Raw genomic sequence first — 4,089 nt, forward strand, 5'->3', positions numbered from 1 at the left:
ACCGTGGCGTCGTAGTGTCCGCTGAAGCTGGCCAGCTCCCGCTTCTCCTGCACGAAGGACTTCACCACGCGGATCTGTCCGATCACCTCGGCGAAGCGGCCGCCGGCGATGTCGACGTGGGAGTTCTTGTCGGCCTCGAGCTTCTGCCAGCGCTTGCTGGTGAGCGTGGTCAGCCACATGTAGGTGGGGAAGACGAGCAGCAGCAGCAGCGAGATCCAGGGCGAGTAGAAGGCCGTGATCACCAGCGAGGCGGCCAGGGTGAGGATCATCGGGAAGAAGTTGTTGCTGGCGCTCTGCAGGAACTGGGTGGTCTCGGTGATCGAGCGGTTGAGCCGGCTGATCACGGTGCCGGTCAGGGCGGTGTCGTAGTAGCGCTGGGGCAGCAGGAGCAGCTTGCGGTAGTACCGCTGGGAAAGCCGCGTCCGCAGCCGCGCAGCCATCACGTCGCCCAGGTAGCCGCCGACATTGCTGATGAGCGTGTTGGCGAGGTCGGCGACCAGCAGCGCGACGGCGAGCCACAGGATCACCTGCAGCCCGTGACCTGCGCCCTGCAGGCTGGCGACCACCTCGTCGGTGGCGCGCTTGACGATGAAGGGCGTCAGCAGGGTGGTGGCGGCGGTGAGTACCGAACAGACGATGATGCCCACGTAGTACCACCGCAATTCCTTCACGGCGGCCAGGATCTTGACCAGAATGCCCACGATGCTCCCAGTGTGACGCTTGCCGGCCCGGGCCCGGGCCGAAGATTGATCCTACTCCCCGCGTCGCGCGACGATGGGTCCATGAGAGTGCAGCAGCGATCCTCCCCCTTCCGTGCCGCCCTGGGCCAGTGGGTTGCCGGGCCGGACCCGCAGGAGAACCTGCGACGTGTCGAGCGCGATGTCGTGGCAGCGGCGGCCGAGGGGGCCGAGTTGTTGGTGCTGCCCGAGGCGTCCATGCTGGGCTTCGCCCACGACCCCCGCCCGCTCGCCGAACCGCTGGACGGGCCATGGGCCTCTCGGGTGAGGCAACTGGCCAGGGCCCACGGACTGCTCGTCGTGGTGGGCATGTTCCGTCCGGCCGGCGACGGCCGGGTGCACAACACGGTGCTGGCCACCGACGGGCGCGATGTCGAGGCCCACTACGACAAGGTCCACCTCTACGACGCCTTCGGCACCCGTGAGTCGGATCGCACGGCGCCGGGGGAGCGGCTGGTCACCTTCGAGGCACTGGGCACCCGGATCGGACTGGCCACCTGCTATGACGTGCGCTTCGCCGACCAGTTCACCGCGCTGGGCCGTGCCGGTGCCGAGCTGGTCTGCCTGCCCACCGCCTGGGCCGACGGCCCGCGCAAGGCCGAGCAGTGGCGCCTTCTGGTGCGCGCCCGGGCGATGGATTCCCAGGCCTTCGTGCTGGGCTGCGACCAGGCCCTCGACGGGCAGGCCGGCGCCTCCTTCGGCGTGGGTGCCTCGCTGGTGGCGGGGCCACTTGGTGAGGTGCTGGCCGAGGCCGGGTCGGGCCCGCAGCTGCTCGTGGCCGGGCTCGACCTCGACCAGGTGCGCCAGACCCGTGCGAGGGTTCCGATCCTGGGCTGAGACCAGGATCAGGGGTGGTCCTGGCGCTGCTCCTCCCGGCGGTCCTGCTCCAGGCGGGACTCGTCGACGACCACTGGACGCAGGCGCGCCCAGGTCAGGAAGACCGCACCCACTCCCAGCAGGGCGATGCCTGCCCACAGGTTGGCATTGATGCCGCCGGTCTTGTCCAGCGGGACGTGGGAGAACAGCCCCATCCCGGTCAGCAGCAGACCGTAGAGGCCCATCAGCAGACCGATCATGGTGCGGATGTCGAAGACGCCCGCAGTGTGGCGGCGGGGCGTGGAGTTCTTGCTCATGCGGGAATTCCTGTCGCTCAGAAGACGAAGTTCAGGGCAATGACCATGACGCCGGCCAGCGCGGCCAGCGGGCCCGTGCGCTGGTACCAGGGCATGGCGGCCTCGTTGGGATCGGTGCGCTGGCTCGCGGGTGTCTCGGAGTAGACGAGGCCGACGAGTTCAGCGACGGGCTTGGGGCGGGTGACGAGGGACACCAGGACGCTCACCACGATGTCGGCGACGAAACCGACCGAGGCCGCCAGGAAGGCGGTGCCCTGGCCGGGGAGCGTGATGTAGCCCTGCTCGCTCAGGAGCCACACGACGATGGCGCTGCAGGTGCCGGTCACCAGGCCAGCCCAGCCGGCGGCCGGGGTCATGCGCTTCCAGAACATGCCCAGGATGAAGGTGGCGAACAGCGGCGCGTTGAAGAAGCCGAACAGCGTCTGCAGGTAGTCCATGATGTTCTGGAAGCGGGCGGCGATGAGCGCGGTGAAGATCGCCACCACGGTGGACAGCACGGTGGCGAGCCGGCCGATGCCGACGTAGTAGTCATCCTTGCGGCCCTTGACCACGTAGGTCTGCCAGATGTCGACGCTGAAGACGGTGTTGAAGGCCGAGATGTTGGCGGCCATGCCTGCCATGAAGGCTGCCAGCAGGCCGGTGATGGCCAGGCCCAGCAGGCCATTGGGCAGCAGGTCGCGCATCAGCAGCAAGAGTGCGTCGTTGTAGGTGACACCCGTGCCGGAGGCACCGCCAGCCGGGTGCCCACCTGCCTTGAGCTCCGCGATCTCGGTGACGAGCACGCCGGCGATCATGCCGGGCACGATCGTGACGAAGGGCACGAACATCTTGGGGAAGGCGCCGATGATCGGGGTCTTGCGGGCCGAGGACAGCGAGTCGGAGGCCATCGCGCGCTGGACCTCGACGAAGTTGGTGGTCCAGTAGCCGAAGGACAGTACGAAGCCGAGCCCGAAGACGATGCCGACCACGGAGAGCACGGGGTTGTCGAAACCGGACAGGGCCTGGCCGGGCCACGAATTGAGTTGCTGCTCGGCCGGGGCGACGCCGGCCGAGGCCGGGGCGCTGGCGGCAGCCTCCGCGATGCGGGTCGTGAGGCCCTTCCAGCCACCGACGCGGTGGAGTCCCAGCAGCACCAGCGGCAGCAGGGAGGCGATGATGACGAAGAACTGCAGCACCTCGTTGTAGATGGCGGCCGAGAGGCCTCCGAGCGTGATGTAGCTCAGGACGATCGCGGCGGCCACCACCAGCGCGACCCACAGGGGCCAGCCCAGCAGCGCATGGACGATGCTGCCCAGCAGGTAGAGGTTGATGCCGGCGATCAGCAACTGGGCAGCTGCAAAGGAGATGGCATTCACCAGGTGCGCCCCCGGGCCGAAGCGCCGCAGCATGAACTCGGGCACCGAGCGCACCTTCGAACCGTAGTAGAAGGGCATCATCACCACGCCGAGGAAGATCATGGCCGGCACGGCGCCGATCCAGAAGTAGTGCATGGTGGGCAGCCCGATCTGGGCGCCGGTGGCCGACATGCCCATGATCTCCACGGCTCCCAGGTTGGCCGAGACGAAGGCCAGACCGGTCACCCATGCCGGCAGGGATCTGCCTGACAGGAAGAAGTCCAGGGAGCCGGAGACCTGGCGTCGGGCAAGGAGCCCGATGCCGAGGACGAAGGCGAAGTAGAGGGCCAGGATGAGGTAGTCGATGGCACTGGCATTGATCAGGGTCACGAGAGGTGCTCCCTTCGTGGACATGCGCCCAGAACGTCCGGCAGGAGCATGGAGGACGTCCAGTAGTTCGACGGCGAACACTGGCGCGAGACGGCGGCAATTCTTCGCCCGCGGTCGGACCAATGTCAACCTCGGCTCCCGCAAGAAGCGGGACAATGGCTCCATGACTGGCTACCTCGCTGCTCCTGACCGTTACGACCAGATGACCTATCGCCGCTGCGGGCGCTGGGGTCTCAAGCTCCCGGTGCTGAGCCTCGGCCTGTGGCACAACTTCGGCGACCTGACCACCGGCCAGACCCAGCGGGCCATCGCCCGCCGCGCCTTCGACGCCGGCATCACGCACTTCGATCTCGCCAACAACTACGGCCCGCCCTATGGCCAGGCCGAGCTCAACTTCGGCCGGCTGTTCGCGGACGACTTCCGGGCCCACCGCGACGAGATGGTCATCTCCACCAAGGCCGGCTATGACATGTGGCCCGGCCCCTACGGCCAGGG

The 4,089-nt window shown here is 67.9% G+C and carries 5 protein-coding genes; 2 read left to right on the forward strand and 3 right to left on the reverse strand.

Annotated elements, in window-relative coordinates; genetic code table 11:
* The coding region (locus ACHFFZ_RS01675; RefSeq protein ID WP_394274931.1) for an ABC transporter transmembrane domain-containing protein at positions 1-701 on the reverse strand (701 nt) is incomplete at its 3' end.
* Positions 702-782: 81 nt separating this feature from the next.
* On the opposite strand from ACHFFZ_RS01675, the gene ACHFFZ_RS01680 reads away from it, so the two are divergent.
* Entirely contained in the window at positions 783-1,574 is a 792-nt protein-coding gene (locus ACHFFZ_RS01680) for a nitrilase-related carbon-nitrogen hydrolase (protein WP_394274932.1), read from the forward strand.
* A gap of 8 nt (positions 1,575-1,582) precedes the next feature.
* Here ACHFFZ_RS01680 and ACHFFZ_RS01685 read toward each other — a convergent pair whose 3' ends face one another.
* Together ACHFFZ_RS01685 and ACHFFZ_RS01690 are read right to left on the reverse strand one after the other, a co-directional pair.
* Positions 1,583-1,870: a hypothetical protein gene (locus tag ACHFFZ_RS01685; RefSeq protein ID WP_394274933.1), complete on the reverse strand. Its 288-nt coding sequence runs from the start codon at positions 1,868-1,870 to the stop codon at positions 1,583-1,585.
* Positions 1,871-1,887: 17 nt separating this feature from the next.
* Positions 1,888-3,618 (reverse strand): sodium:solute symporter family protein, encoded by a 1,731-nt coding sequence (locus ACHFFZ_RS01690; RefSeq protein WP_394274934.1) that lies wholly within the window; start codon positions 3,616-3,618, stop codon positions 1,888-1,890.
* A 139-nt stretch (positions 3,619-3,757) separates the two neighbouring features.
* Between ACHFFZ_RS01690 and ACHFFZ_RS01695 the strand changes: the two genes are divergently transcribed.
* Positions 3,758-4,089, forward strand: a 332-nt coding sequence (locus tag ACHFFZ_RS01695) for an aldo/keto reductase (RefSeq protein WP_394274935.1), incomplete at its 3' end; no start/stop codon positions are given.

This window comes from Luteococcus sp., assembly GCF_043424415.1.
Classification (GTDB): domain Bacteria; phylum Actinomycetota; class Actinomycetes; order Propionibacteriales; family Propionibacteriaceae; genus Luteococcus.

Coding starts and splice junctions, on each gene's coding strand:
- ACHFFZ_RS01680 (WP_394274932.1), top strand. CDS start 783: ATGAGAGTGCAGCAGCGATCCTCCCCCTTCCGTGCCGCCCTGGGCCAG.
- ACHFFZ_RS01685 (WP_394274933.1), bottom strand. CDS start 1,870: ATGAGCAAGAACTCCACGCCCCGCCGCCACACTGCGGGCGTCTTCGAC.
- ACHFFZ_RS01690 (WP_394274934.1), bottom strand. CDS start 3,618: ATGTCCACGAAGGGAGCACCTCTCGTGACCCTGATCAATGCCAGTGCC.